Source organism: Terrabacter sp. Soil810 (genome assembly GCF_001429645.1).
Taxonomy (GTDB): domain Bacteria; phylum Actinomycetota; class Actinomycetes; order Actinomycetales; family Dermatophilaceae; genus Terrabacter.
The window spans coordinates 1,365,749-1,392,181 of sequence record NZ_LMSW01000011.1; the positions used below are offsets into that span (position 1 = coordinate 1,365,749).

The 26,433-nt window shown below is 72.0% G+C and carries 21 protein-coding genes and 3 tRNA genes; 12 read left to right on the plus strand and 12 right to left on the minus strand.

Annotated elements, in window-relative coordinates; genetic code table 11:
* Positions 1-26: 26 nt before the first annotated feature.
* Positions 27-848, minus strand: coding sequence for a 3-hydroxybutyrate dehydrogenase (locus ASG96_RS12230; RefSeq protein ID WP_082591750.1), 822 nt, complete (start codon positions 846-848; stop codon positions 27-29).
* A 168-nt stretch (positions 849-1,016) separates the two neighbouring features.
* Between ASG96_RS12230 and ASG96_RS12235 the strand changes: the two genes are divergently transcribed.
* Positions 1,017-2,555: a carboxylesterase/lipase family protein gene (locus tag ASG96_RS12235; protein WP_235509148.1), complete on the plus strand. Its 1,539-nt coding sequence runs from the start codon at positions 1,017-1,019 to the stop codon at positions 2,553-2,555.
* Positions 2,552-3,427 (plus strand): 2-oxo acid dehydrogenase subunit E2, encoded by an 876-nt coding sequence (locus ASG96_RS12240; RefSeq protein WP_057588064.1) that lies wholly within the window; start codon positions 2,552-2,554, stop codon positions 3,425-3,427. The genes ASG96_RS12235 and ASG96_RS12240 overlap by 4 nt, the downstream gene beginning before the upstream one ends.
* Here ASG96_RS12240 and ASG96_RS12245 read toward each other — a convergent pair.
* The 5 genes from ASG96_RS12245 to ASG96_RS12265 form a co-directional block, all read right to left on the minus strand.
* On the minus strand, positions 3,361-4,890 hold the full coding sequence (locus ASG96_RS12245) for a UDP-N-acetylglucosamine 1-carboxyvinyltransferase (protein WP_057588065.1): 1,530 nt from the start codon (positions 4,888-4,890) through the stop codon (positions 3,361-3,363). The genes ASG96_RS12240 and ASG96_RS12245 overlap by 67 nt on opposite strands.
* Positions 4,891-5,012: 122 nt before the next feature.
* A complete protein-coding gene (locus ASG96_RS12250) occupies positions 5,013-7,145 on the minus strand; it encodes a 3-hydroxyacyl-CoA dehydrogenase NAD-binding domain-containing protein (RefSeq protein WP_057588066.1) in 2,133 nt (710 codons plus the stop codon).
* Positions 7,142-8,386, minus strand: a complete 1,245-nt coding sequence (locus tag ASG96_RS12255) for an acetyl-CoA C-acyltransferase (protein ID WP_057588067.1) — start codon at positions 8,384-8,386, stop codon at positions 7,142-7,144. The genes ASG96_RS12250 and ASG96_RS12255 overlap by 4 nt, the downstream gene beginning before the upstream one ends.
* Before the next feature lie 175 nt (positions 8,387-8,561).
* The gene (locus tag ASG96_RS12260) at positions 8,562-9,839 is read right to left on the minus strand and encodes an HRDC domain-containing protein (RefSeq protein ID WP_057588068.1); all 1,278 of its coding nucleotides are present in this window, start codon (positions 9,837-9,839) and stop codon (positions 8,562-8,564) included.
* A complete protein-coding gene (locus ASG96_RS12265) occupies positions 9,836-10,420 on the minus strand; it encodes a DUF3000 domain-containing protein (RefSeq protein WP_057588069.1) in 585 nt (194 codons plus the stop codon). The genes ASG96_RS12260 and ASG96_RS12265 overlap by 4 nt, the downstream gene beginning before the upstream one ends.
* 95 nt (positions 10,421-10,515) lie before the next feature.
* Here ASG96_RS12265 and hemE point away from each other — a divergent pair, with 95 nt between their 5' ends.
* On the plus strand, positions 10,516-11,568 hold the full coding sequence (gene hemE, locus ASG96_RS12270) for a uroporphyrinogen decarboxylase (protein ID WP_056757874.1): 1,053 nt from the start codon (positions 10,516-10,518) through the stop codon (positions 11,566-11,568).
* A complete protein-coding gene (murJ, locus tag ASG96_RS12275) occupies positions 11,565-13,250 on the plus strand; it encodes a murein biosynthesis integral membrane protein MurJ (RefSeq protein ID WP_057588423.1) in 1,686 nt (561 codons plus the stop codon). The genes hemE and murJ overlap by 4 nt, the downstream gene beginning before the upstream one ends.
* A gap of 51 nt (positions 13,251-13,301) precedes the next feature.
* Here the strand turns inward: murJ and ASG96_RS12280 are convergent, their stop codons facing one another.
* Positions 13,302-14,489 (minus strand): DUF4349 domain-containing protein, encoded by a 1,188-nt coding sequence (locus ASG96_RS12280; RefSeq protein WP_057588070.1) that lies wholly within the window; start codon positions 14,487-14,489, stop codon positions 13,302-13,304.
* A gap of 240 nt (positions 14,490-14,729) precedes the next feature.
* On the opposite strand from ASG96_RS12280, the gene hemG reads away from it, so the two are divergent.
* Both hemG and hemQ read left to right on the plus strand, forming a co-directional pair.
* Positions 14,730-16,109 carry a protoporphyrinogen oxidase gene (gene hemG, locus ASG96_RS12285; protein ID WP_057588071.1) on the plus strand — a complete coding sequence of 460 codons (1,380 nt, stop codon included), beginning with the start codon at positions 14,730-14,732 and terminating at the stop codon, positions 16,107-16,109.
* A gap of 34 nt (positions 16,110-16,143) precedes the next feature.
* Entirely contained in the window at positions 16,144-16,845 is a 702-nt protein-coding gene (gene hemQ, locus ASG96_RS12290) for a hydrogen peroxide-dependent heme synthase (protein WP_057588072.1), read from the plus strand.
* A gap of 6 nt (positions 16,846-16,851) precedes the next feature.
* Here hemQ and ASG96_RS12295 read toward each other — a convergent pair whose 3' ends face one another.
* The 3 genes from ASG96_RS12295 to ASG96_RS12305 form a co-directional block, all read right to left on the minus strand.
* Positions 16,852-17,247: a DUF1707 domain-containing protein gene (locus ASG96_RS12295; RefSeq protein WP_056757862.1), complete on the minus strand. Its 396-nt coding sequence runs from the start codon at positions 17,245-17,247 to the stop codon at positions 16,852-16,854.
* A gap of 71 nt (positions 17,248-17,318) precedes the next feature.
* Complete coding sequence (gene msrB, locus ASG96_RS12300; RefSeq protein ID WP_056757859.1) at positions 17,319-17,762, minus strand: peptide-methionine (R)-S-oxide reductase MsrB; 444 nt, start codon at positions 17,760-17,762, stop codon at positions 17,319-17,321.
* Between the two features lie 183 nt (positions 17,763-17,945).
* Positions 17,946-19,271, minus strand: coding sequence for a vWA domain-containing protein (locus ASG96_RS12305; RefSeq protein ID WP_057588073.1), 1,326 nt, complete (start codon positions 19,269-19,271; stop codon positions 17,946-17,948).
* 293 nt (positions 19,272-19,564) lie between these two features.
* On the opposite strand from ASG96_RS12305, the gene ASG96_RS12310 reads away from it, so the two are divergent.
* On the plus strand, positions 19,565-20,734 hold the full coding sequence (locus ASG96_RS12310) for a S9 family peptidase (RefSeq protein WP_057588074.1): 1,170 nt from the start codon (positions 19,565-19,567) through the stop codon (positions 20,732-20,734).
* 4 nt (positions 20,735-20,738) lie between these two features.
* On the opposite strand, the gene ASG96_RS12315 is transcribed toward ASG96_RS12310, so the two are convergent.
* Entirely contained in the window at positions 20,739-21,482 is a 744-nt protein-coding gene (locus ASG96_RS12315) for a dihydrofolate reductase family protein (RefSeq protein WP_057588075.1), read from the minus strand.
* 90 nt (positions 21,483-21,572) lie between these two features.
* On the opposite strand from ASG96_RS12315, the gene ASG96_RS12320 reads away from it, so the two are divergent.
* A complete protein-coding gene (locus ASG96_RS12320; protein WP_057588076.1) occupies positions 21,573-22,556 on the plus strand; it encodes a polyphosphate kinase 2 family protein in 984 nt (327 codons plus the stop codon).
* Positions 22,557-22,632: 76 nt separating this feature from the next.
* Here ASG96_RS12320 and ASG96_RS12325 read toward each other — a convergent pair whose 3' ends face one another.
* Positions 22,633-24,273 carry an acyl-CoA dehydrogenase family protein gene (locus ASG96_RS12325; RefSeq protein ID WP_057588077.1) on the minus strand — a complete coding sequence of 547 codons (1,641 nt, stop codon included), beginning with the start codon at positions 24,271-24,273 and terminating at the stop codon, positions 22,633-22,635.
* A 121-nt stretch (positions 24,274-24,394) separates the two neighbouring features.
* Between ASG96_RS12325 and ASG96_RS12330 the strand changes: the two genes are divergently transcribed.
* From ASG96_RS12330 to ASG96_RS12345, 4 genes are all read left to right on the plus strand, one after another.
* Complete coding sequence (locus ASG96_RS12330; RefSeq protein WP_369813598.1) at positions 24,395-25,558, plus strand: YihY/virulence factor BrkB family protein; 1,164 nt, start codon at positions 24,395-24,397, stop codon at positions 25,556-25,558.
* Positions 25,559-25,648: 90 nt separating this feature from the next.
* Positions 25,649-25,721: transfer RNA gene (locus tag ASG96_RS12335), tRNA-Gly, on the plus strand.
* Between the two features lie 28 nt (positions 25,722-25,749).
* Positions 25,750-25,820 (plus strand) — tRNA-Cys (locus tag ASG96_RS12340).
* Between the two features lie 33 nt (positions 25,821-25,853).
* Positions 25,854-25,928, plus strand: a tRNA-Val gene (locus ASG96_RS12345).
* The last annotated feature ends 505 nt before the right edge of the window (positions 25,929-26,433 follow it).

A 26,433-nucleotide genomic window follows, 5' to 3' on the forward strand; every position in this document is an offset into this window, starting at 1 on the left:
GCGGGGTCGTCGGCGTCGAGGCGCGCTCAGTGCGCGGTCCAGCCGCCGTCCATCGAGAAGGACGTGCCGGTGATCGAGCCGGAGGCCGGACCACACAGGAAGAGCGTCAGCGCCGCGACCTCGTCAGGCTCCACGAGGCGCTTGACCGCGACGGGCGCCAGCATGACCTTCTCGACGACCTCGGACTCGGGGATGCCGTGGGTGCGGGCCTGGTCGGCGATCTGCTTCTCCACCAAGGGCGTCCGCACGTACGCGGGGTTGATGCACGTCGACGTGACGCCGTGCGGGGCTCCCTCGAGCGCGACGACCTTCGAGAGTCCCTCGAGCCCGTGCTTGGCGGTGACGTAGGCCGACTTGAAGGCGCTGGCGCGCAGGCCGTGGACGCTGGAGATGTTGACGACGCGACCCCAGCCACGGTCGTACATGTGGGGCAGGCTCTGTCGGATCAGCCGGAACGGCGAGACGAGCATGAGGTCGAGGATGAAGTCGAAGCGGTCGAGCGGGAAGTCCTCGATCGGGCTCACGTGCTGGATGCCGGCGTTGTTGACGAGGATGTCGACCTCGGTCGGCAGGTCGGTCAGCGCCTCGAGGTCGGCGAGGTCCGCCGCGATCGTGGCGATGCCCGAGCCCTCGGCGAGCGAGGCGAGGCCCTCCTCGTCGCGGTCGACGGCGTGCACCTTGGCTCCGGCGGCCGCGAGGGCGACGGCCACGCTCGCGCCGATGCCGCTCGCGGCGCCGGTGACGAGGGCCGTGCGCCCGGTCAGGTCGATGGGGTCGTTGACCGCCAGGGAGCCGCGTCGGAAGCGGTCCGGGGCGTCGTCGCGTGCGTCGTCGGGGGCGTCGGCCATGCGGGAAGACTAGGTACGGGGGTCCGGGCCACCTGTGTGGCGGACGAACACAAAACCCCCGATCCCATGTGGACCGACATCACGTCCCGGACCACGCCGGGACGGTGCCGGGACCTTTGCCTCTGGCGGCGCCGACGCCGCGGCCCGGATGCTGGAGAGGTGCAGACCGTGGCCAGGACGAACGGGGGGTCGGTCCGGGGCGCCGTCACCGAGGGCGTCCACAAGTTCCTCGGGGTTCCGTATGCCGCCCCGCCCGTCGGTGCCGACCGGCTCCAGCCGCCGAGGCCCCATCCACCGTGGGAGGGCGTGCGCGACGCGACCCGCCCCGGGGCGGAGCCCCCGCAGGTCGCACCCCCGCGCACCGGCGGCCCCGGTGCCGGTGCCGCGGAGGACTGGGACGACGTCGGCGACGCGTTCGGGGCGGTGGAGCGGGGGGACCCCTCGACGGACTGCCTCAACCTCAACATCTGGACGCCGGATCTCGGCGCTGCCGGCCTGCCGGTGATGGTGTGGATCCAGGGCGGGATGTTCGAGCTGAGCTCGACCGCGGTGTACGACGGGACCTCCTTCGCCCGGGACGGCGTCGTGTGCGTCGTCATCAACTGGCGTCCGGGAGCCGAGGGCTTCCTCTACCTCGACGACGGGATCGCCGACCTCGGCCTCCTCGACCAGGTGGCGGCTCTCGAGTGGGTCCGCGACAACATCGCCGGCTTCGGTGGCGACCCGGGCAACGTCACCGTGTTCGGGGAGTCGGCCGGGGCGATGAGCATCGGCTGCCTGTTGGCCATGCCCCGGGCCACGGGCCTCTTCCGGCGAGCGATCCTGCAGAGCGGTGCGGGGCACCACGTGATCGCACCGCCCGACGCGCTCGCGATCGCCCGCGACCTGGCCACCCGGCTCGGCGTGGCCCCGACCCGCGCCGCGATCGCCGGCGCCGGTGTCCCGCGGCTGCTCGCCGCGCAGGCCGCGCTGAAGCAGGACCTCCTTGCGCACCCGGACCCCGGGCGCTGGGGCCTCGACGTCGTGACGAGCACCATGCCGTGGCAGCCCACCGTGGACGGCACGGTCCTGCCCGCTCCGCCGGTCGAGTGCATCGCCGCAGGGTCGGCCGACGGCGTCGACGTCCTCATCGGGACGAACACCGACGACTGGAGGCTGTGGCTGATCGTCAGTGGAGCGATGTCCGGGATCACCGAGGAGGTCCTCGCCGGCCCGGTCGGAACCTATGGGCACCAGTGCCTCGCGGCCTACGGCCTCGCGGCTCAGAGCGCCCTGCCGGCGTACCGGGAGCGCTGTCCCGGTGCGAGTCCCGGTGACCTGCTGGCCGCGGTGCAGACGGACTGGTGGATGCGCATCCCGGCCCTCCGCCTCGCCGAGGCCCACTGGGCGGCGCCCGCACGGACGTTCATGTACGAGTTCGCGTGGCCGTCGCTCGGACTCGGAGCGGTCCATGCTCTCGAGGTCCCCTTCGTCTTCGACACGGCCCGGCCGGACGCCCCGCTCTTCGGGCCGCTGCTCGGGCCCGACCCGCCGCAGGAGCTGGCGCGGACGATGCACTCCGCGTGGATCTCGTTCGCGACGACCGGTGACCCGGGCTGGCCCGCCTACGAGCGCGTCGGACGCGCCACGATGCACCTCGACACCACCTCGTCGGTCGTGCACGACCCCCGGGCGTGGGAGCGTGCCTTCTGGAAGGACCTCCGGTGACCGCGGGCCGAGGCCGAGACCCGGGCTACGTGGTCCAGCGGGTCCCTCGTGACCGCCGGCCGGTGCTCGACCGGTTGGCGGGAGCGAGCCGACGGTTCCAGGTGCACGCGCTCGTCGAGCTCGACGTGAGCGAAGCCCGTGCGCGGATCCACAGAGCGCGGGAACCCCTGACCTGGACCGCCTTCGTCATCGCCAGCGTGGCGCGGGCTGTGGCGCTGCATCCGGAGGTCAACGCCCGGATGTCGGGCAGCAGCGTCGTCACCTTCGACCGCGTCGACATCGGCGCCACGGTCGAGCGGCCGGGGCGGGGGCGTCCCGTGCTCGACGTCGTGGTCGTGCAGGGAGCCGACCGCTTGGGCTGCGTCGAGATCACCCGGCAGCTGCATGAAGCGAAGGTGGGCCCGGCCCCGCGGCATCCACAGCGGGGCCTCGTCGCGCAGGTGCTGCGCCTACCCGGTCCACTCCGGCGCACGGCGATCCGGCTGGCCGCCAGGCGGCCGTCCGTGTCGGCGACCTTCGGCCCGGCGGTCGGAGTGACGTCGATCGGGATGTTCACCCACGGGTGGGGATGGGCGATCCCGCTGGCGCCGCTCACGGTCATCGCCACGGTCGGTGCCGTCGTCGAGCGGCCCGTGGTCGTCGACGGCGTCGTGGTGGCCAGACCGATGCTGCCGCTCACGCTGAGCTTCGACCATGCCGTGGTCGACGGCGCGCCGGCGGCCCGGTTCGTCGAGACGTTACGTGGCCTGGTGGAGACGGCGGCCGCCCTGGACGAGACGCCAGCAGCGCCTCCGGACGATCGGGATCAGATGTCGCGGAAGACCTCGATCGTCGCGCCGAGGGCGTTGAGGCGCTCGGCGAGGTCCTCGTAGCCGCGGTTGATGACGTAGACGTTGCGCAGCACCGACGTGCCCGGCGCGGCGAGCATCGCGAGCAGCACGACGACGCCGGGACGCAGCGCCGGCGGGCACACGACCTCGGCCGCGCGCCAGCGGGTCGGGCCCTCGACGATGACGCGGTGGGGGTCGAGCAGCTGCACCTTGGCGCCGACCTTCGTCAGCTCGGTGAGGTAGATGGCCCGGTTCTCGTAGACCCAGTCGTGGATCATCGTGCTGCCCTCGGCGACGGCCCCGATGAGCGCGAAGAACGGCAGGTTGTCGATGTTGAGGCCCGGGAACGGCATCGGGTGGATCTTGTCGGTCGGCGCGTGGAGCGGCCCGGGGATCGTCGTGAGGTCGACGAGACGCGTCTTGCCGTTGGCCGAGGTGTACTCCGGCGTCAGGTCGTACTTCATCCCCATGCCGTCGAGGGTCGCGAGCTCGATCTCGATGAACTCGATCGGCACCCGACGGATCGTGATCGAGCTGTCGGTGACGACGGCGGCGGCGATGAGGCTCATCGCCTCGATGGGGTCCTCGCTGGGGGAGTACTCCACGTCGACGTCGATCTCGGCGACGCCGTGGACCGTCAGGGTCGTCGTGCCGATGCCGTCGATGCGCACGCCGAGCTTCTCGAGGAAGAAGCACAGGTCCTGGACCATGTAGTTGGGGCTCGCGTTGCGGATGACCGTGGTGCCGGGGTGGCGCGCGGCCGCCATGAGGACGTTCTCGGTGACGGTGTCGCCGCGCTCGGTGAGCACGATGGCCCGATCGGGGCTGACGGTGCGGTCGGAGCGCGCCTCGTAGAAGCCGTGCGTCGCGGTGACCTCGAGCCCGAACGCGCGCAGCGCGGCCAGGTGGGGCTCGACGGTGCGAGTGCCGAGGTCGCAGCCGCCGGCGTACGGCAGCTGGAAGGCGTCGTGCTCGTGGAGCAGCGGCCCGAGGAACATGATGACGGTGCGGGTGCGGCGGGCGGCCGCGACGTCGATGTCGTCGAGGTTGAGCTCGGCCGGCGGGATGATCTCCAGGTCGTTGCTGTCGGGCAGCCAGCGCGTCTTGACGCCGATGGAGGCGAGCACCTCGAGGATGCGGTTGACCTCCTCGATGCGGGCCAGGCTGCGCAGGGTGGTGCGGCCGCGGTTGAGCAGGGCCGCGCACAGGAGCGCGACGGCGGCGTTCTTGGAGGTCTTGACGTCGATCGAGCCGGTGAGCTTCTGGCCACCGACGATGCGCAGGTGCTGCGGGCCGGAGTGGCCGAGCGAGACGAACTCGGAGTCGAGGGCGTCGCCGATCTTGGCCAGCATGTCGAGGCTGAGGTTCTGCTTGCCCTGCTCGATGCGGGTGACGGCGCCCTGCGAGGTACCGAGGAGGTCCGCGAGGTCCGACTGGGTCATCCCCTTGTGGCGTCGCGCGTCGCGGATGAGTCCGCCGATCCGGGTCAGATAGGTCTGAGGCACGACGTCGAGGCTAACTCATATATGAGTTACGGCAAATCCGCCGCACGGCCGGAGGCCACGGACCGAGACGTCCCCGGGGTCCGTGGCCTCCGAACAGCGATGGCGTATGCCGTGTGGCTGGGTCAGCCGCGCGCGTTGGCGACGCCCTCTGGCAGGAAGCGCGAGCCGGTCACGGCCTCGGCGACGCCGGTGCGGTCGAGGAGCGGCGTGATGCCGCCGTTCCAGAACTGGAAGCCCGCGCCGGTGATCATCGCCAGGTCGATGTCCATGGGAGCCTGCGCGACGCCCTCGTCGAGCATCCGGCGGGCCTCGTCGGCCAGGACCGTGAGGACGCGCTGGCGCACCTGCGCGAGGTCGAGCACGACCGGCTCGGTCGGCTTCTCGATGAGCTCGGCCACCTCGGGATCGAGCACCGGACGACCCGAGCTCAGGTCGTAGAAGCCGCGCTTGCCGGCCGCGACGATCCGCTGGAGCGTCGGCGAGGCGTAGAACCGGTCGGGGAACGCCTGCACGAGGGTCTCGCCGTTGTGCAGCGCGATGGCCGGGCCGACGAGCCCGATGAGGACGAAGGGCGGCATCGGCGCGAGGCCCGCGAAGGCCCGGTCGACGACCTCGATCGGCGTGCCCTCGTCGAGGATCTTCGCGGCCTCGCCCATGAAGCGGCCGAGGAGGCGGTTGACGATGAACGAGGGCCGGTCGGCCGCACGGATGCAGGTCTTCCTCAGCGCCTTGCCGACGGCGAACGCCGTGGCGAGCGTGGGGTCGTCGGTGCGCTCGCCGGGGATGATCTCGAGCAACGGCATGACGGCGACCGGGTTGAAGAAGTGGAAGCCGACGACGCGCTCCGGGTGCTCGAGCCCTGAGGCCATCTCGGCGATCGACAGGCTCGAGGTGTTCGTCGCCAGCACGCACTCGGGGGAGACGACGGCCTCGACCTCGGCGAAGACCTGCTGCTTGACCGACATCTCCTCGAAGACCGCCTCGATGACGAAGTCGGCGTCGGCGAAGCCCTCCTTGCTCGTCGACCCGCTCACGAGAGCCTTGTACCGGTTCAGCTTGTCGGGACTCAGGCGGCCCTTGCCGGCGAGCTTGTCGAGCTCGGCGTGGACGTAGCCGACGCCCTTGGCGACGCGCTCGTCGTCGATGTCGGTCAGCACGACCGGCACCTGGAGGCGCTGGATGAAGAGCAGCGCGAGCTGGCTGGCCATGAGTCCGGCGCCGACGATGCCGACCTTCGTGACGGGACGCGCGAGGGCCTTGTCGGGGGCTCCGGCGGGACGCTTGGCCCGCTTCTGCACGAGGTCGAAGGCGTAGAGACCGGCGCGCAGCTCGTCGCTCATGAGCAGGTCGGCGAGCACCTCGTCCTCGGCGGCGAAGCCCTCCTCGCGGGTCGCGGTGCGGGCGGCGGCGAGCAGGTCGAGCGCGGCATACGGGCTCTTCGCCTGACGGCCCGTCTTGACGTCGGCGAGCCCCTTGGCCTTGGCGATCGCGGCGTTCCACGTCGTCTCGTCGCGGTCGACCTCTGGGCGCTCGACGGTGACCTCGCCCGAGAGGACGCGCGCGGCCCAGGCGACGGACTCCTCGAGGAAGTCGGCCGGCTCGAAGAGCGCGTCGGCCATCCCGAGGCGGTAGGCGTCCACGCCCTTGAGCATGCGGTTCTGGCTCAGCGGGTTGTCGATGACGACCGTGATCGCCTTCTCGACACCGACGAGGTTGGGCAGCATCCAGCAGCCTCCCCAGCCGGGGACGAGGCCGAGGAAGACCTCGGGCAGGGCGACGGCAGGGACGCCGGCGCTCATGGTGCGGTAGGTCGCCGACAGCGCCAGCTCGACGCCGCCGCCCATGGCGGCGCCGTTGACGAAGGCGAACGTCGGGACCGGCAGGTCGGAGAAGGCGGCGTATGCCGCGTGGCCGGCCCGGGCGATCTCGAGCGCCTGGTCGCGCGACCGGATGAACGGCACGCCGGTGAGGTCAGCGCCGACGGCGAAGATGAACGGCTTGCCCGTGACGGCGACCGCGACGATCTCGCCGGCCTCGGCGCGCTCCCGCAGGCGCGCGACCGTGGCGGTGAGACCGGCGATCGACTGCGGCCCGAAGGTGTTGGGCTTCGTGTGGTCGAAGCCGTTGTCGAGGGTGACGAGGGCCAGCGTGCCGGCGCCGTCGGGCAGGGCGACGTCGCGCACGGGCGTGTGCGTCACGACCTCGGTCGCGAAGTCGGCTGCGGGGGTGGCCTTCTCGGTCGTGGTGGCGCTCACTGGGCGATCTCCTCGTGGGCCGTGCTCGTCGTCGTGGAGGACTCGTAGTCCTCGTGGTGCGGGTTCTCCCAGATGACGGCGCCGCCCATGCCGATGCCGATGCACATGGCGGTCAGGCCGTAGCGCACCTCGGGGTGCTCCTCGAACTGGCGCGAGAGCTGGGTCATGAGGCGCACGCCCGAGCTGGCGAGCGGGTGCCCGGTGGCGATGGCGCCGCCGTACTCGTTGACGCGCGGGTCGTCGTCGGCGATGCCGAAGTGGTCGAGGAAGGCGAGCACCTGGACGGCGAAGGCCTCGTTGAGCTCGAAGAGGCCGATGTCGTCGATGGTGAGGCCCGCCTTGGCGAGGGCCTTCTCCGTCGCCGGCACCGGACCGACGCCCATGACCTCCGGCTCGACACCGACGAACGAGAACGACACGAGGCGCATCCGCACCGGCAGCCCGAGATCGGTCGCGGCCTGCTCGGAGGCGAGCAGGCACGCGGTCGCGCCGTCGTTGAGCCCGGCCGCGTTGCCCGCGGTGACGTTGCCGTGCGCACGGAACGGTGTCTTGAGCAGGCCGAGCTCGTCGACCGTCGTGCCGGGGCGCAGTGGCTCGTCGGCGGTCGCGAGGCCCCAGCCCAGCTCGGCGTGCCGCGTCGCGACGGTGACGAGGTCGCGCTGGATCTTGCCGTCGGCGTACGCCTGGGCGAGCTTGTCCTGGCTGCCGACCGCGAAGGCGTCGGACCGCTGCTTGGTCAGGTGCGGGAAGCGGTCGTGGAGGTTCTCGGCGGTCTTGCCCATGACGAGCGCGTCGGGGTCGACGATCTTCTCGGCGACGATGCGCGGGTTGGGGTCGACGCCCTCGCCCATGGGATGGCGGCCCATGTGCTCGACGCCGCCGGCGATGGCGATGTCGTAGGCACCGAAGGCGATCGAGCTCGCCGTGTTGGTGACGGCGGTCATGGCCCCGGCACACATGCGGTCGACGGAGTAGCCGGGGGTCGTGTTCGGCAGGCCCGAGAGCAGCGCCGCGGTGCGGCCGAGGGTGAGGCCCTGGTCGCCGATCTGGGTGGTCGCGGCGATGGCGACCTCCTCGACCCTGCCCTTGGGCAGGTTCGGGTTGCGGTGCAGCAGCTCGCGGATGCACCGGACGACGAGGTCGTCGGCGCGGGTCTGGGCGTACATGCCCTTGTCGCCGGCCTTGCCGAACGGCGTCCGGACGCCGTCGACGAAGACGACCTCATTGAGTGCGCGGGGCACGGTGCCTCCCAGTGGATCGAGGGTGATCGCTGCGGATCAGGGTCGGTGGCCGGCTCGGACGCCGGCGTCGGGCCGCGACGGACGCGACCTCCTCGATACTACTTCTCGGTAACTTCCGGGCCAACGGGCCTCCGGGTGACCATCCTCACCACACCCTCGACCACGAGGGCGGCCCTCAGGCGGGTGGGTTCTCGCTGCAGGCGAGGGCGATGAGCGGCGCGGTGATCGTCGTCTGCCAGCGCCGGGCGCCCATGCCTGACAGGGCCTCGGCCACGTCGGAGGTCGACGGGGCGGCCGGCCCCTCCCAGAGGAAGCGGCGCAGCAGGTCGGGGGTCAGGAGGTTCTCGACCGGCACGGCCAGCTCCTCGGAGATCGCGCCGAGCAGCTCCCGGGCACGCGCGAGGCGGGCCGCGGCGACGGGGTCGCGGTCGGCCCACGCCTTGGGCGGCGGCGGCCCGCTCGGCGGGAGCGCCAGGACGGGCAGGTCGGCCTCGGGGAGCGCGAGCGCCCGCGCGACGACCTCGAGGATCGCCTCCTGGTGGCGGCGCACCGAGCGCGCGAGCCGGGGCTCGGCGGAGCCAACGGTGCGCGGCGGCTTCGTCGCACGCTGGTTGGCGATGGCGATCTCGCTGATCGCGGCGTCCGGCAGGACCCGTCCGGGTGAGGTGTCGCGCTGCTGGGCCGCCGCATCGCGCCAGAGCCACAGCTCGCGCACGATGGCGAGGCCGCGGCGGCCACGCACCTTGTGCATGCCCGACGTCCGCCGCCACGGGTCGACGCGTGGCTCGGGACCGGTGAAGTCGAGCAGGTGCTCGAACTCCTCCGCGGCCCACGCCGCCTTGCCCTGCGAGGCGAGCTCGGCGGCCACCGCGTCACGGAGGTCGACGAGCACCTCGACGTCGAGGGCGGCATACCGCAGCCACGGCTCGGGCAGCGGACGCACGGACCAGTCGACCGCCGAGTGCTCCTTGGCGAGCTGGAGGCCGAGGTAGTGCTCGACCATGGCGCCCAGCCCGACCCGAGGCAGTCCGGCGAGCCGGCCGCCGAGCTCGGTGTCGAAGAGCGACTGCGGGTGGAGGCCGACCTCGGCGAGGCACGGGAGGTCCTGGGTGGCCGCGTGCAGGATCCACTCGGCGTCGCCGATGGCCTCGCCGACGGGGGAGAGGTCGGGACAGGCGATGGGGTCGATGAGCCAGGACCCGGAGCCCTCGCGCCTGATCTGGACGAGGTAGGCGCGCTGGCCGTAGCGGTAGCCGGACGCCCGCTCGGCGTCGATGCCGACCGGACCCGTGCCGGAGCCGATGGCCTCGGCCGCGCGCATCAGGGTGCGCTCGTCGACGACGACGTCGGGCACCCCGTCACGGGGGTGGGTCAGCGGGACGAGGTCTGGTGCGAGGTCGGCGGGCTGGTCGGCGTCGAGGTCGTCGGCGGGCTCGTTCGGCTCTGCCGTCACCGTCGCTGCCCCGGGAGGGGGACGACGCCGTCGGGCAGGGGCGGGATGCCGGCGATGGTGCAGAGCATGTCGGCCCAGGCGCGCAGGTGGTCGACGGCATCTCCGCCGACCGGTGTCCACGAGGCGCGGATCTCCATCTCGACGCTGGCCTCGCGGTCCGCGAGTCCCGCGAAGCTCTCGCTCACGACACGCGTCACCGTGCCCGCCTCGGCCGTCCAGCCGAGGTTGCGGTTGGCCAGGGAGTCGGTGAGCCACGACCAGCCGACGGCCCCGAGCATCGGGTCGCCGGCCAGCTCGGGCTCGAGCTCGGCCCGCGCGAACGTGACGATGCGCCACTGGCCGTCCCACGTGTCGGGGGCCGCCGGGTCGTGCAGCAGCACGAAGCGACCGGTGGCGAGGTCGTCGTCGGGGTCGGCGACGTCGATGATGTCGGCGGTCAGGGCTGCGGCATACGGCGCGATGCGCGTGGGCGCGGGCACCTCGGTCAGCCGCACCTCGGAGCGCAGACGGACGTCCCGCAGGGCGCTGAGCGTCCTGGCGAAGACCGCGCCGTGGTTGCCCGGCAACGTTCGCGTGTGCACCAGATGAGGGTATGCCGGAGTCGGGCGATCTGTCCTCAGGGCGCGCCGGATGCGCGTGGCGCGGGGGCACGCGCCCGCCGTGGCAGGATTGACCGGTGCCGACCACTGCCCCGCCAGACACCCGCCAGAGCGACCTCGTCCGCGCTGCGCGCCGCGAGTCGGTGACCCGGACGCCGGTGTGGTTCATGCGCCAGGCCGGGCGTTCGCTGCCGGAGTACCGCGCCGTCCGTGAGGGCATCCCGATGCTCGAGTCGTGCATGCGCCCCGAGCTCGTCACCGAGATCACGCTGCAGCCCGTGCGGCGCCACGGTGTCGACGCGGCCATCTTCTTCAGCGACATCGTCGTGCCGCTCAAGGCCATCGGCGTCGACCTCGACATCGTCCCCGGGGTCGGGCCCGTCGTGGCCCACCCGATCCGCACCGCGGCCGACCTCGACCAGCTCGTCCCGCTGACGCCGGAGCACGTCCCCTTCGTCACCGAGGCCGTGGGCCAGCTCGTCCGCGAGCTCGGCGACACCCCGCTCATCGGGTTCGCCGGTGCGCCGTTCACCCTCGCCTCCTACCTCGTCGAGGGTGGCCCCTCGAAGAACCACGAGAAGACCAAGGCGCTCATGCAGGGCGACCCCGGACTGTGGGACGCCCTCTGCGCCCGGCTCGCCCAGATCTCGGGGGAGTTCCTTCGCGTGCAGGCGCAGGCCGGGGCCAGCGCCGTCCAGCTCTTCGACTCCTGGGCCGGCGCGCTGTCCAAGGCCGACTACGCCGCCCGCGCCATGCCGCACTCCGCGGTCGCGCTCGCGGCCGTCGAGGACCTCGACGTGCCCCGCATCCACTTCGGGGTCGGCACCGGCGAGCTGCTCGCCCTCATGGGTGAGGCGGGCGCCGAGGTCGTCGGCGTCGACTACCGCGTCTCGCTCACCGACGCCGTGGAGCGGCTCGGGCCGACGTATGCCGTCCAGGGCAACCTCGACCCGGCCCTGCTCTTCGCACCGTGGGACGCTCTCGAACGACGGGTCCGCGAGATCGTCGAGGAGGGACGGCACGCGCCCGGCCACATCTTCAACCTCGGTCACGGCGTGCTGCCCAACGTGGACCCCGACGTGCTGACCCGGGTCACCGCGCTCGTCCACGAGTGCTCGAGCCGCCGATGACGACGGCGGCACCGTCAGTCGCTCGTTCCAGCCTCACCATGCTCGGTGGGTCTGTCGCATCGCGCGTGCTCGGGGTCGTGCGCAACGGTCTCATCACCGCGATCATCGGTGCCCAGCTGGCGGGTGACGCCTTCTCCCTGGCCAACACGCTCCCCAACGTGCTCTACGTCCTCGCGGCGGGCGGCATCCTCAACGCGGTGCTCATCCCGTCGCTGGCGCGGGCGATGAAGCTCGAGGACGGCGGCCAGGAGTTCACCGACCGTGTCATCACGGTGGCCCTCGCCGGGATGGCGCTCCTCACGGTCCTCGTCATGGCGGGTGCGGGGGGCTTCGTCTGGCTCCTGGCGCGCAGCTCCTCACCCGAGTTCAAGGACCTCGCGCTCGCCTTCTCGCTCATCTGCCTGCCGCAGATCTTCTTCTACGGCCTCTTCGCCCTGCTCGGCCAGATCCTCAACGCCCGTGGTCGCTTCGGGGCGTTCGCGTGGGCGCCGTTCATCGCCAACGTCGTCGCCGTCACCGGCCTCGTCCTCTTCCTCGTCGTCTTCCCCAAGCCCGGACCCCTGGGTGCGAGCGGGCGCGACCGCCCGCGCGACCCGTCCGAGTGGACCGGCCCGATGATCTGGCTCTTCGCGGGCTCCGCGACGCTGTCGGTCGTGGTCCAGGCCCTCTCGCTCGTGCCGGCCCTGCGACGCACCGGGTTCCACTACCGGCCGCGGTGGGGTGTGCGGGGTGTCGGGCTGGGCGGGGTGAGCCGGCTGGCGCTCTGGGCCTTCGGCGGGCTCGCCGTCTCACAGGTCGGCTTCTTCATCAGCCAGGGCGTCCTCAACAACGCCACGGCCTCCGCCAAGCAGCTGGGCCTCGAGGACGCGGCGCGCGGCCCGGCGGCGTACGCCATCGCCTTCACCCTCTTCATGCTGCCGCACGCCTTCATCACCGTCTCGATCATCACGGCGCTCTTCCCCCGCTTCTCGGCCGCGGCCGCCTCGGGCGACACGGAGAGTCTGCGCCGGGACTTCCGCACCGGTCTGACGCTGCCGCTCGTGGCCAACGTGCCGATCATGGTCGCGGTCATCGTCCTGGCCAACCCCATCGTCGCCCTGCTCAACCCCGGGATCGACGCGCGCTCCATCGAGGTCTCGGCCAGCGTCCTCATCATCATGATCCTCGGGCTCGTCCCGTTCGGGCTCGACCTGCTCTGCTACCGGGCGTTCTTCGCCCTCGAGGACGGCAGGCCGACGGTCGTCATGCAGGTGCTGCTCACCGGGATCAGCGCCCTCGCCGGCGCCGTCACGTTCTTCATCAACCCGGTCTGGGCGATCGGGATCATGGCGATGGGGCAGACGGTGGGCAACGTCGTCAGCTCGGCCGTCGGTCTCCTCCTGCTCCGTCGACGCACGGGGCCGCTCGGTCTCTCCGCAGGCCTCGTCACCGCGTCACGCGTCGGGGTCGCCGCAGCGGTCGCGGGAGTCGTCGCCTGGGGCGTCACCCTCGTCCTCGACCCGATCACCGGCGCCACCGTCGACCGCACGACGTCCGCCCTCAAACGGATGTTCGCCAGCGCACTCGAGATCGGCCTCGTCGGGCTCGTCTTCACCGTCATCTACCTCGGGATCGCGCACGCCATGCACGTGCGCGAGGTGCGCCAGGTGGGGGACATGGTCCGTCGGCGACTCGGCCGCTGACCGAGCCACCGACGGCCATCGGGCTGCCCGCGCCGCCCACGGCGCCCGACCTCAGTCGCTCGACGTCGGCCCCGGGGTCGTCCCGGGGGTCGGTCCGGGGGTCGGTCCGGCGGACGCGGCGGCGGGGGCCCCGGCGGGCTGCGCTGCTGGGGCGGCACCGGCGGCACCGGCCCCGTGGGAGGTCGCGGACGGCATACCCGCGGTGTGGCGACGCCACAGGCGCAGGCCGAGCAGCGTGAGCGGCACGAGCAGCACGAGCCACGGCAGGAGCGCCGCGAGCCCGGTGAGGATGACGGTGAGGGAGCCGAGGAAGCTCTCCCACGCGGTGCGCAGCCCACTGCCGAGACCGCTCTCGGTCTGCACAGGCGTCGTCGCATCGGTCCACAGCGTCACGGTCACGTCGCTCATCGTGGTCATCGCGTCGAGCTGCGCCAGACGCTGCGTCAACGAGTCGAGCTCGGCCTGACGCCGGGTCAGCTCGCTCTCGAGCAAGATGACCTGCTGGAGGTCCGTCGTCTTGGTGAGCAGGGCGCGCACGCGGTTGATCCCGTCCTGCATCGGCTCGATGCGCGCCTTGGTGTCGACGTAGGTGTCGGTGACGTCCTGGGACTGCGACGAGCGGTAGGACACCGTCCCGATCCTGGACAGCTGGGTCAGCACGGTGTCGAGGGCCTTGGCCGGGACGCTGAGCACCATCCGCGCCTCGTCCACGCCGACGCTCGGCACGGACGAGCCCGACTCGAGCCGCGGGTCGACGCCGCCCGGTCCCGTCGGGCCGCCCGTGGGGTCGACCGAGGTGACGACGTTCTCCGACGTCACCTGACCGCCGGCGTCGGTGGCGATCACGCGGACCCGCGCTGCTGACCCCGTGAGGTCGGTGACCTTGATGCCGAGCCACGCGGAGCGCGCGATCTTCGGCTCGACGACCGCGACCGAGCCCGCCACACCGGACCCGAGGGAGCCCGTGTCGGAGGCCGGGGACTTGGCCCCCGCCGTGGCGTCGGGCGCAGGAGCGACGTCCGGGCCGACCACCCCGCTGCCGGTCACCGCGCCGCGGCTCGCCTCACCGGCTGACTCCCCTGACGAGGAGGCGCCCGAGGACGCCGCGCCGTGGAGGGCCTTGATGCCCAACGGGACCGAGAGGGCGAGCACCGCGACGACCACGGCGACCACCGCCAGCAGACGCCGCCGGCCGGGAGGGAGCTGGGCGAGACGCGGCAGGTGTGGCGTGGCGGTCATGGCGAGCCTTTCGACGGGTCGCCTCCCGTGGCGTACCGGGTGGTGGTGCTGTGGTGCGCACGGTGTGCGTGGCGACGTCCCTTGTCACCAGAGACACACGGCAGGACCTGATCGTTGCGCCGCGGGGGGTGCCCGCCTGCGGCGGGGCGACGAGAAGCGCGGGGGCACCCATGCGCTCGACACTCCCTCGTCGGCCGGGCCCGGGCCAAACCGCCGGCGACGGGATGGGAGAGTGTCGCCATGGGCAGGACGGTGGCGGTCATCGGCGGTGGCATCAGCGGACTGGCGGCCGCCTGGGAGCTCAGTCGCCCGGGAACCGACGTCTCCGTCACGGTCCTCGAGGGCTCCGAGCGACTGGGTGGGAAGCTGCGGCTCGAGACGGTCGGCGGGGTGCGCATCGACGTCGGTGCGGAGTCGGTGATGGCCCGTCGCCCCGAGGCACTCACTCTCGTCGAGGAGCTCGGCGTCGCACCCCTGACCACGCACCCCGGTCCCGCCGGCGCATCGATCGTCTCGCGGGGGAGGCGGTGGCCGATGCCCCGCGGCACCGTGATGGGTGTGCCCGCCGACCCGGAGTCGGTGCGCGGGCTGCTCACCGACGACGAGGTGGAGCGCCTCGCGCACGAGACCGTCGAGGGCCCGGTCGTCGGCGACGTCTCGGTGGGCGACCTCGTGGACGCCCGGCTCGGTCGTGCCGTGACCGACCGCCTCGTCGAGCCGCTCCTCGCCGGCGTCTACGCCGGCCACGCCCGGGAGATCTCCGCCGAGCAGGCCGTCCCGGCGCTCGCGGCCGCCGCGCACGAGGGTCGGTCGCTGCTCGACGTGGCCCGCGCCGCGGCCGAGTCCGCAGCGCACGGACCCCTGGCGGGTCGACCCGTCTTCGCCTCGCTCGTCGGCGGTCTCGGGACGCTGGCCGAGCTGCTCGAGCGCGAGCTGGTGGCCGCCGGTGTCGACGTGCGCCGGGGCGCGGTGGCGCGCGGCCTTCGTCGCGACGGCGACGGCTGGATCGTGTCGACGGGGCCCACGACCGACGTCGTCGAGGAACGCTTCGACGCCGTCGTCGTCGCCGTCCCCGCGGCTCCGGCCTCCCGCCTGCTGCGTGAGGTCGCCCCGACGGCCGCGGCGGCGCTCGCGACCGTCGAGTACGCGTCCATGGCGATCGTGACGTTCGCCCTCGAGGGTGCGGTGCCGACCGTGCTCGACGGGAGCGGCTTCCTCGTCCCGCCCACCGAGCCGCTGACGATCAAGGCGTCGACCTTCAGCTCGGTCAAGTGGCCCTGGCTCGCTGCCGCCCATCCCGAGCAGACGTTCCTGCGCGCCTCCGTCGGCCGGCACCGGGAGGAGGCCTCCCTCCAGAGGTCCGACGACGAGCTCGTCGACGTGGCCCTCACCGACCTCCGGACGGTGCTCGGGGCCGAGGTGCCCGACCCCGCCGCCGCGCACGTGCAGCGCTGGGGCGGGGGACTGCCGCAGTATGCCGTCGGGCACCGTTCGCGCCTCGCGCCCACCCGGGAGGTGCCACCAGGGCTCGCGCTGTGCGGGGCGGCATACGACGGCGTGGGCATCCCCGCGTGCATCGCGTCCGGGAGGGCCGCTGCGCGGAGCGTGCTGACCCGCTGACGGCGGCGCCCGGGCCGCTTGGGATGATGGGCCCATGAGCGAGCGCCTGACCCCGGCCGAGATGCGGGAGATCAACGACACCATCCGCTACTGCATGTGGTCGGTGTTCAGCACCGTCACGCCGGTCGGTGACGACCGCGAGGCGGTCACCGCGGACCTCGAGGCCTTCCTCGAGGAGATCGCGGCCGAGGGCGTCATCGTGCGCGGCCTCTACGACGTCGCCGGTCTGCGCGGTGACGCCGACTTCATGGTCTGGTGGCACGCCGAGACGATCGAGCAGCTCCAGTCGGCCTACCACCGACTGCTGCGCACCGAGCTCGGGTCGCACCTCGAGCCGGTCTGGAGCAACGCGGCCCTGCACCGCCCGGCCGAGTTCAACAAGAGCCACGTCCCGGCCTTCATGGCCGACGAGGTCGCGCGGAAGTACGTCTGCGTCTACCCGTTCGTCCGGTCCTACGAGTGGTACCTCCTCGAGGACGGTGAGCGCCGCGACCTGCTGCGCGAGCACGGCCAGATGGCCCGTGACTTCCCGGACGTCCGGGCCAACACCATCGCGTCGTTCGCCCTCGGCGACTACGAGTGGCTGCTCGCCTTCGAGGCGGACGAGCTGCACCGCATCGTCGACCTCATGCGCGAGCTGCGCGCCTCCCGTGCGCGGATGCACGTGCGCGAAGAGATCCCGTTCTTCACCGGCCCGAAGGTCGAGGCGGCCCAGCTCGTCGCCAACCTCCGCTGACGGCGCTCAGTCGTCGATCGCCCTGGCGAGGACGACGATCATCGGGATGAGCAGGAACACCAGCCACGAGTCGGTGCGGAAGAACGCTGCGAGCGCGATGAAGGGGGCGAGGCTCACCAGGATCCGCGCAACCCTGCTGCGCCAGCCGGGTTGGGACACCGCGCGGGATGCGGGTCGCCGTGACGCTGCGGTGCCACGGGCCGGCTCGAGCGACGGATGCGGCTCCGGCAGGTCGACGAAGAGCTCGGTCAGGTCCCGACGCACGACGGCGTCCGTGGCGCGACCCCGCCGGTCCTCGTACTCGTCGGCATCGAGGCGCCCCGCAGCGTGGTGCTCGGCGAGCGCGGCCAGGGCCCGCTCGCGTTCGGCACTGCCGATGCGGATGTCGCCGTCGTCGACCATGGGTCGAATCTAGGCGAGGTCTCCCGGCCACCGCAGCAGACCGGGAGGTGGGAGGGCCGGAAGGCCGGCGGTCAGGCCCCCGACGGTCCCTCGTCGGGCTGCAGGCGCAGCGAGATCGAGTTGATGCAGTAGCGCTGGTCGGTCGGGGTGTCGTAGCCCTCGCCCTCGAAGACGTGACCGAGGTGCGAGCCGCAGCCGGCGCACCGGACCTCGACCCGCTTCATCCCGAAGGCGCGGTCCTCGATGTACTCGACCGTGTCGCCGGCGAGTGGTGAGTAGAACGACGGCCAGCCGCAGTGCGACTCGAACTTCGTGTCGCTGCGGAAGAGCTCGCTGCCGCAGGCCCGGCATGAGTAGACGCCCTGCGTCTTGGTGTCGGTGTACTCGCCGCGGAAGGCGGGCTCCGTGCCGGCCTGGCGCAGGACCTTGTACTCGGCCGGCGTCAGGGCCGCGCGCCACTCCTCGTCGGTGCGCTGGACGGCATACGGCTTGTCGGAGGTGTTGTGGTGGCTCATGTCCTGACCAACGCCACGTCGGCCGGGTTTGTGCCCGCTCAAGACGGAGTCCGTGCTTACGCAGGTCTTACGGCGACCCTGCGTACGGTGCGTGCCACGAGGGCCCCGGTCGTGACCGGGGCCCTCGTGCTGCTCGGCCCAGGGTGGGCCGGGCCGGGCAGGACCTTCATCGACGCGCTGGCGTCACTTCTGGTTCGGCGGCACCGTGCACGTGGCCGTCGCGGTGTTGCCCGCGGCGTCCGTCGCCGTCACGAGCAGGTCACCCCGGACGGTGACGTGCCAGTCGACCATGCCCTCGAAGGGGACGGACGACGGCGTCGCACCGAGCGCCTGCGTCATCTTGATGTACGTGCCGGGTGCGTAGGGGCCGAAGCTGGCTCCCGTGGCGGTGTCGGAGACCGTCACCGTCGTGCCCGGCAGGTTGTCGGCGGCGACGAGCTGGTAGAAGCCCGCCTTCTTGTAGCCGGGCGGGGTGACGCCGTCCGGGTTGACGCCGGGACCGCAGGCCACGGTCGGCGGCGTGACGTCGTTGACCTTGATGCTCACGGTCTGGACGAACTCCGGCCCGGCCTCGGCACCGTTGACGAGGAAGGTCGTCGTGCACGTCAGCGTCGAGCCCTGGGGTGCACCTGCGGCGACGGTGATCGCCTCGTCGAGGACGACGTCGCTACCGCTCGTGACGGTCTGGGGCAGCGACGGCGAGAACGCGATCGACAGGCCCGGGTCGCACGAGACGTTCGCCGTGACCTCGGCCGGCAGGTTGCCCAGCCCCGCGAGGATCGTGCTGGCGACGTCACCAGGGGTCACGCTCGCGAAGAACGTGCCCGAGGTGGCGTCGGCGATGCGCTGCGCCTGTCCGGTGGCGTTGAGGCCGTCGGCCCCGCCGGACGCGACGTTGATGGCGATGACCTGTGCGCCCGCACCCGTGAGGGATGCGGTCGCGTCGGTCTCGCTGTGCCCGCCGCTCGGGTCGTGACCGCTCGCGTCGCCGAACCACACGACGATGCGTGACGAGTCCGGACGGAAGGAGATGGCGTTTCCTCCGGTGCCGACCTGCCACAGGGCGTTGAGCTGGCCCTCGGGGGTGTCACCGCCCCCGGATGCGGACAGGCTGTCGATGGCCGTCTGGGCCGTGGCCTGGCTCCCGGTCAGGTCGGTCTCGACCTGGAAGAAGTCGGCCCCGTCGCCCTCGTCCTTGTAGGAGGCGATGGCGAACTGGGCCTGCGGCTGGGACCCCTGGACCGTGGTGACGATCGAGCCCATCTCGGCCTTGACGTTGTCGATGGCCGGCCCCATGCTGCCCGTCTCGTCCACGACGAGGACGATGTCGGGCTTGGGCGGGATCTCCGGAGTGCTGACGGTCTTGGTGACGTGGACGGTGTCGCCCGGGTTGACGGACGCGTCATAGGTGGCCGGGCTGACGCCCGCCCCCATGGCGAGGGCCGGTGTGGCGACGAGCGCCCCGGCCGCTGCGATGCTGAGTGCGCCGCGGCGCATGGTGGTGAACACGGATGTCTCCTTCGTGAAACCAGACGGTGTGATGCGGCGCGCGGAGCAGGTGTCCTCGCACCCCGAGACGACCCGGTGGTGACCGTGACCCCGAACGGGCACCACGGTGGGCCGTGACCGGCCCGCAGGCGGGCCGGGGAACGATCGAGGTGCGCGGCTTGCCGCCCGTGGGTCCCCGAGGCTCCCGAAGGACGGTGTCCCGAAGGTCCGGTTTGATACGCCCGGCGCGATCCGGGACCGCCCGGCGGCATGCCCTCCCACGACGTGAGGTGCCCGTTTGCGACGATGGGCCCGTGCAGGTGCGCCGTCTCGTCTCGCGTCCGGTGCTCGTGGCCGCGGCCGCCGGCACGGGGTCCGTCCTCGGCGCGGCCGGCGGGTCGGTGGCGGCCGCCGCCTACTTCGCTCGACGGGTCATCACGCCCGACGAGCTGCAGCCGGACGACGTCGAGATCCTGCGCCACGACGCCGCCACGGTCACCTTCTCCGTCACTCCCGAGACCGTCGTCCCGGGTCGCTACGGCGTCTGGCTCGACGGGGGAGCCGGTCACGCACGCGTCGGCGATATCGTGCACGCGGACGCCGCGTCGGTGACACGACGGCTCGTCGCCGTCGACCGCGGGCTCCTCGAGGACGGACCCGCCCGGTGGAACCAGTACTACTACTGGGACCGCCCCTCGGTGAGCCTGGGGCTGCCCGACGAGGACGCCAGCATCCTCTCGGACGTCGGACCCCTGCCGGCCTGGGTGGTGCGTCCCGAGGGCGGTGCGACCGGGTCCGACTGGGCGGTGCTCGTCCACGGACGCGGAGCCCGCAAGGAGGAGACCCTCCGCGCGGTGCCGGTGCTGCGCCGGGCCGGGTGGACGAGCCTCGTCGCCGCCTACCGCAACGACCGAGACGCCCCGCGTGGACCGGACGGGCGCTACAACCTCGGCCTGTCCGAGTGGCGCGACGTCGAGGCAGCCATGGGGTATGCCGTGTCGCACGGTGCGCGGCGCATCCTCCTCCTCGGGTGGTCGATGGGGGGCGCCATCGTGCTGCAGGCGCTCGACCGGTCACCGTTGTCCGACTACGTCGTCGGCGTGGCTCTCGACTCGCCGGTCATCGACTGGGGGGTCGTGCTGCGCCACCATGGGCGGCTGCACCGGGTGCCGGGCCCACTCGTGCGGGTCGCGACCGACCTCATGGGGTCGCGTCGCACGCGGCGGCTGGTCGGGGTGCACGAGCCGATCGACGTGGCCCGCACCGACTGGGTCGCCCGCGCGGGTGAGCTACGGCACCCGATGCTGGTCATCGCCTCGGACGGCGACGACTTCGTGCCGATCGGCCCGGCCGTGGCGCTCGCGGGACGCCGGCCCGACCTCGTGCGCCTCGAGCGGTGGGACACCGCGCGGCACTGTCGCGAGTGGAACTACGACCCGCAGCGCTGGGAGCGCGTCCTCCGCGAGTTCGTCGTGTCCCGCTGACCGGTCAGCGCCGGACGAACCAGCGGCCCATGAGCGTGGAGTCCTGCTCGACGAGCACCTCGAGGTCGAGGTCTGCGGGCGTTCCCGTGGCGCCGACCGGGCGGGGGTGCTCGCCGGCGACGACCTGGGGGGCGACGGTGAAGCAGAGCTCGTCGAGCCGGCCGGCCGCGAGGAACGAGCCGAGGAGGCTGGGGCCGCCCTCGGTGAGCACGTGGTCCCATCCCCGGTCGTGCAGCGCGTCGACGAGAGCCGTCACGTCGACCTCGTCGTCGCCACAGACGAGGACGTTCTCCGCGCCCAGGTCCCGACGGGCGGCGTCGAGCCCGGTCGCGGCTGCCGGGACGGCCATGAGTGCACGGCCGTCCCGGCAGCCGCTCAACGTCGGCGGGACGTGCCCGCGGTTGCTCACGGCGACGAGGGGCAGGGCGGTGGGCAGGCCGTGCTCGTGGCGCAGGGCGACGAGCGGATCCGACACGGACAGAGGCGGATAGCCCTCGGCACGGATCGTGCCCGCACCGACCACCACCACGTGGCTCAGGGCCCGGATCACCTGGAAGACGACGTGGTCGGCGTCGTTGTTGATCGAGCCCGAACGCCCATCGGCACCGGTGGCGGCCCCGTCGAGGCTCGTCACCATGTTGCAGCGCACCCAGCGCTCCTGCGGAGCGGCATACGCCTCGAACAGCGCTGCGGTGTCGAGGTCGGACAGGGCGGGCAGGCCGGAGCGACCGGGCACGAGCAGGCGCATGGGGACAGTATCGGCGAACGACAACGACGCCGCGCGGATCGGTGGTGTCACATCCCGTCGCGTGGCTCGTGGGTCGGGCAGGATGGCGCCATGGGCAAGGGCGCGAAGGGCAAGGGCAAGAAGTCCGGCAAGAAGTCCGGCAAGCAGGCGGGCAAGGTCTCGAGCAAGAAGGCGAAGGAGCTCGAGACACAGGCCGCCGAGGACGAGGTGATCGCCGCGCACGAGGAGGCGGCCGTCGAGGAGATCCAGGACGTCGCCAACGCGCTGCGCGTCGGCAAGGGCTTCGTGCTCACCGACGTCGACACGTCGGGGACTCCCGGCTTCACCGGAAAGAAGCTCGAGGGCAAGGCGGCGCTCAAGGCCTGCGAGGCAGAGCTGTCCGACCTGCTGGAGCGGCTCTTCGCGGAGTCCACGACGGGCTCGAAGCGGTCCCTCCTGCTCGTCGTGCAGGGCATGGACACCTCGGGCAAGGGCGGCATCATGCGCCACGTCATCTCCGTCAACCCGCAGGGCGTCAAGGCGACCGGCTTCAAGGCGCCGACGAAGGAGGAGCTCGCGCACGACTTCCTCTGGCGCATCGAGAAGGCCCTTCCCGGCGCCGGTCAGCTCGGGGTCTTCGACCGGTCGCACTACGAGGACGTCCTCATCGTGCGGGTCCACGACGTCGTGCCCGAGGCCGTCTGGTCCAGGCGATATGCCCAGATCAACGCTTTCGAGCGCAAGGCGATCGCTGCCGGGACGACGGTCATCAAGGTCATGACCCACATCTCCAAGGACGAGCAGAAGGCGCGTCTCATGGAGCGTCTCGACCGTCCGGACAAGTACTACAAGTACAACCCGGGTGACGTCGACGAGCGCAGCCACTGGGGCGAGTACATGGAGGCGTACCAGGCGGTCCTCGACAAGACCTCGACCGTCGGGGCGCCGTGGCACGTCGTCCCTGCCGACCGCAAGTGGTACGCCCGCCTCGCGGTCCAGCAGCTGCTCCTCGAGGCGCTGCGCGGCATGAACCTCCAGTGGCCACAGGCCGACTTCGACGTCGAGGTGGAGAAGAAGCGCCTGTCGGCGAGCTGACGGCGCGCCGTCGGCGTCCTCCGACGACCCCGAGGGCGTATGCCGCCCAACGGGTTCCGCGTGATCGCGCCCTTCGTCAGCCGGCCCGGTCGATGACGGCCGCCGCGGCACCGGCCAGGTCGACGTCGAGCGAGCCGAAGGTGTGGCCGCGACGCCCGGCGATGCGGCTGGCGACGAAGGCGTCGGCGACGGGGCCGGGGGAGTGCTGGACGAGCAGGCTCGCCTGGAGCGCGAGTGCGAGCCGCTCCACGACGGCGCGCGCGCCGAACGACGCGTCCGTCGACATCGGGTCGAGTGAGCGCGCCTGTGCCAGAGCGGAGTCCACGTGGGCATCGAGGTCGGCGCTGCGGCCGCGGACCTCGTGCAGCTCCTTCGTCAGAGCCTCGAGGGTGCTCGGCTCACGCGTCACGGCACGCACGACGTCCAGGGCGTTGACGTTGCCCGAGCCCTCCCAGATCGAGTTGAGCGGGGCCTCGCGGTAGAGCCGCGCGAGGCCGTTCTCCTCGACGTAGCCGTTGCCTCCCAGGCACTCGAGCGCCTCGGCCACCATCGGGGCCGTTCGCTTGCACACCCAGAACTTGCCGAGCGCCACGCCCAGACGGGCGAGCTCGGTCTCGCCGGAGTCGAGCGCATGCGCCAGCCGGAGACCGAGGACGGTCGCCGCCTCCGCCTCGAGCGCGAGGTCGGCCAGGACGTTGCGCATGAGCGGCTGGTCGACGAGGCGGGCGCCGAACGCGGACCGGTGCCGCGCGTGGTGCAGCGCCCGGGACACGGCGTCGCGCATCGTCGCCGTCGAGCCGAGGACGCAGTCGAGTCGGGTGGCGCCGACCATGTCGATGATGGTGCGCACGCCGCGCCCCTCGTCGCCGAGTCGGCTGCCCCAGGTCCCGTCGAGCTCGACCTCGCTGGAGGCGTTCGAGTGGTTGCCGAGCTTGTCCTTGAGCCGCTGGAGGGCGAAGGGGTTGCGTGCGCCGTCGTCGAGGGAGCGCGGCACGACGAAGCAGGTGAGTCCGCCGGGCGCCTGGGCCAGGACGAGGAAGACGTCGCTCATCGGTGCGGAGCAGAACCACTTGTGGCCCGTCAGCCGGTACGTGTCGCCGGGAAGCGGGCCTCCCGGCGTCGGCACCGCGCGGGTCGTGTTGGTGCGCACGTCCGAGCCGCCCTGCTTCTCGGTCATGCCCATCCCCGAGATCGCGCCGGCCTTCAGCGACACGGGTCGGATCCCGGGGTCGTAGGTCCGGCTTGCGAGGGCCGGGAGCCACCGGGCACCCAGGGTGGGCTCGTGCCGCAGGGCCGACCCGGCGGCATACGTCATCGAGACGGGACAGCCGTGCCCGGCCTCGACGCGCGACCACAGGACGAAGCCGGCGGCACGCCGCACGTGGGCGCCCGAACCGGGGGGCGTCGTCCATGGCTCGGCCGTGAGGCCGGCCCCGACGGCCTGGGTCATGAGCCAGTGCCACGACGGGTGGAACTCCACCTCGTCGACGCGGTTGCCGCGGGAGTCGTGCGTGCGCAGGACCGGCACGTTGGTGTCGGCGAGGCGCGCGTGCTCCTGTGCCTCCGGGGTGCCGGCGAGGGCGCCGAGTGGGGCGAGCTCCGCCGCGGCCGCCGGGCCGGCCCAGCGCTCGACCGACTCCCGCAGCGCGACGTCGTCGGCGAGGAAGTCGCCGCCGACGAACGGCGGCACCTGGTTGGTCACCTCGTGTGTGCTCACCACGTCGAGACTAGGCGGCGGCCGGTCCGGCCGGCCCGTCGGGCGAGTGTCGCGCCCGTCACGCGTCCCGCGTGCCGTCGCGGCCCCGTTAGCCTCGGAGGCGATGAGCGTGCGGACGAGAATGCGGGCAGTGCTGGAGCGAGTGCCGTGGGGCATCCCGCTGGCGCGGCTCACCCTCGAGACGATCCGGGTGTGCCTGCGCTACCGCGTCACCGGGCTCGCGGCGGAGGGGGCGTTCTTCATGCTCCTCAGCCTGCCGCCGCTGGTCCTCGGGCTCTTCGGCGGGCTCGGCTTCGTCGGCGGATGGATCGGCTCCGACACGATCAGCTCCATCGTGTCGGCCATCGAGGTCTACGCCTCGCGCTTCCTGTCCGAGTCGAGCATCAACGAGCTGCTCCTGCCGACCATCAACGACGTGCTCAAGGGCGGACGCGTCGACATCATCTCCGTCGGTTTCATCCTGTCGCTGTGGTCTGGCTCCCGAGCCCTCAACGTCTTCGTCGACACCGTGTCGATCATGTACGGGCAGAAGGACGCCCGCGGCATCGTGCACATGCGCGCCTTCAGCCTGCTGCTCTACACGCTCGGCATCCTCGCGGCGATCCTCGTGCTGCCACTCATGCTCCTCGGGCCGGGGCTGCTGGCCTCATGGCTCCCCGACGGCGCCGCGACCGTGACCAAGGCGCTCTACTGGCCGACGCTCATCGTCTTCAGCGTGCTGCTGCTCGCGTCGATGTACCACGTGTCGACCCCGCGGCGGAGCCCGTGGAGGCGCAACGTGCCGGGCGCCCTTCTCGCCATGGCGATCTGGATCGGCGCCTCCTACGTCGTCCGGATCTCGGTCGAGGCGTCGATGGGCGGCTCGTCCATCTACGGCCCCCTGAGCACTCCCATCGTCCTGCTCATCTGGTTGTACGCGTTGGCCGTGGCCATCCTCATCGGCGCGGGCCTCAACGCGGCCGTGCGCACCCTCTGGCCGGTCGACCTGCACGACGGCGCGGACGTCCGGCTGGTCAACTGGGCCAGGGAGGGCGCCGGCGGCCTGATCGCCCGCAGCGACACCGACGCGAGCGAAGGTGCCACGGCGTCCGACGCCGACCCGCCCGCGACGTTGGACGGCGTCGACGTGCCGGCCGGCGATGCCCGCCGGGGGAGGGACCAGCAGTACGAGAGCAGCGACCACGGACCCATCAAGGCGGCGATCCAACGGGGCGTCGGCGAGGGGTCCAGAGCTGTCGACGGCGCCTCGGCCAAGCCTCCCGACCGGGCCGCGGGGCGGGGCTGACGGGGCGACCAGAGCCGGTTTTGTATCTCGTGGATCGATCGGCTAATGTCTACCAAGCACGAGCGGGGAAGTTACACCGCTGGTGTTCCCGCGGACGTAGCTCAGTTGGTAGAGCGCAACCTTGCCAAGGTTGAGGTCGCCGGTTCGAGCCCGGTCGTCCGCTCGGAGGCAAAGATCCACTTGCCTTCCACGGTGGAGTGGCCGAGAGGCGAGGCAGCGGCCTGCAAAGCCGCGTACACGGGTTCAAATCCCGTCTCCACCTCGGTGAGACACCACGCAGTACCAGCAACACCACGGGCGATTGGCGCAGCGGTAGCGCGCTTCCTTGACACGGAAGAGGTCACTGGTTCAAACCCAGTATCGCCCACCAGCACGAGACAGCCCCTGACCAGCGGAAACGCCCGTCAGGGGCTGTCATGTCGTGTGGGCTCGGGCGCGCATATCTGGGACTGAGTGACTAAGTGAGTGACTATCGATCCAGATCGTGGCCCCGGCGCTGCGAGCACGTCGGTCACGGCTCCTGGCCGAAGATCCGCTCCATGGCCCCGGCGCCGCTTTGGTGAGAAGGCGCTAGCCGATTCGAGGACCGCGACCAGCGGCATGACCGGCCGTTCCACCCTGTCTTCGTTCAGCCGCCGGCTTCGACTCGCCAAGCAAGCATTCGGTCCGCTACGCCCTGCTGCCAGTCGATCGGTTCACCGCGGTCTTCAGCCTGCTCGACGAATTCCTCGGAATGCCGAAACCCATACCGCTCGGGCGCGGGCGGGTGGACGATCGAGTATGCGCTTGAAGAACTTCCCGTGCTGGGTCATGGGCCACATGTACCTCCACAAGCCCGGGGACAAGGACATGCTCGTCTGCCAGCGCTGCGGCCA